A 1,467-nucleotide genomic window follows, 5' to 3' on the forward strand; every position below is an offset into this window, starting at 1 on the left:
GGGTCAGCGGATTTTCCCGGTTGATAAACCTTATCACATATCACGAATATATCCTATCTTTGTGGGCATGAATCCCGAGAAGTTATTAGGAGCTATCCTGCCCTCTGTTTTGATAGACAATTTTGATATTGTCAATTTTGAGAAGTCTGATACTCGTTTTGATATCTGGCTTGATGAGAAGAAAGTACAATTACGTGAAGATAAGTACAATAATAAAGTTGTAGCCTACGGTTTTGGCTCTTACCATTCGATTCAGGACTTCCCTATCCGCGGTCGTGCCACTTACCTGCATGTTCGCAAACGCAAATGGCTTGACCAGGATTCCGGAGATATATTTAGTTATGACTGGGATTTATCAGAGCATGACCGTACCCGCCTGAATGCTGAGTTCGTGGCTTTTTTAAAAGAGGGAGATTGAGAGCACGCCTGTAAGCATAAGTACTCTTGCTGATCGAAACGGCTTGAACGGTCAGACGCTTCGCAAACAGTACAAAGAGGTCATCAGCGACTACCGTGTTTGGGATCAGTTGGATCATGCCGAAGAATACATACTGTTTGAAGAAAATCTAGGTGCAGATCTGAGTTTGGATGAAACTTGCATGAGTAATGGTGAAGTCTACACGGTATTAACCAATAAAGCCGCTCATGGCCGGGAACATTCCCTTGTGGCTATGGTGCGCGGTGTATCCAGCCAGACTGTGATAAAAGCATTCAAAAGGATGTCACGCCATAAACGTCTTCAGGTTAAAAGCATAACCACTGACCTATCCTCGGCTATGATGCTGACAGCACGCCGGTCCTTCCCTAAAGCCGAGCTGATAAACGACCGTTTCCATGTGCAACAGCTGATGAATGAAGCCGTAGACCAGATTCGGATAAAATATCGCTGGGAGGTACTTGATGCAGAGAATAAGGCTATCCGGGAATACAGGAAAAAACGCAAGGAAGCCAAACAGCAGGGGTGTTTGCTGGAGCCGTGGGAACCAACAAGAATGAGCAACGGTGAAACTATGCCACAGATTATGGCACGTTCTAAGCATATCATTCTTAAACACTTTTCTAAATGGAATGAACAGCAAAAAATCCGTGCACAAATCTTATTCGAGGCCTATCCTAAACTCAAACAAGGATATGAACTTTCTATTAGGCTGACTCAAATATTTAATAAACAGATTACGGCAAACTCTGCCAGACTACTACTTGCTAAGTGGTACAATGAAGTAGAAAAGTTTGGAGAAACCGGACTCAATCGGGTATTGGAAACCTTTGAAAATCACAATCAAACAATCATCAACTACTTTAATAAAAGACTCACTAATGCTTCGGCGGAATCTTTCAACGCTAAAATAAAGGCTTTCAGAAGTCAATTCAGAGGCGTGGGAGATATTAAGTTCTTTATGTACAGACTGGCGATGCTATATTCGTGATATGTGACAAGGTTTATCAACCGGGAAAATCCGCTGACCC

At 42.8% G+C, this 1,467-nt stretch carries 2 protein-coding genes; both read left to right on the forward strand.

Features of this window, described 5'->3' with window-relative positions; translation table 11 throughout:
* Positions 1-418: hypothetical protein (locus M2132_RS12000; protein WP_280673870.1), on the forward strand; the 418-nt coding region annotated here is incomplete at its 5' end.
* Between the two features lie 43 nt (positions 419-461).
* Positions 462-1,427: a transposase gene (locus tag M2132_RS12005; protein ID WP_280673872.1), complete on the forward strand. Its 966-nt coding sequence runs from the start codon at positions 462-464 to the stop codon at positions 1,425-1,427.
* Positions 1,428-1,467 lie beyond the last annotated feature (40 nt).

The organism is Dysgonomonas sp. PH5-45, from assembly GCF_029893235.1.
Lineage (GTDB): Bacteria > Bacteroidota > Bacteroidia > Bacteroidales > Dysgonomonadaceae > UBA1309.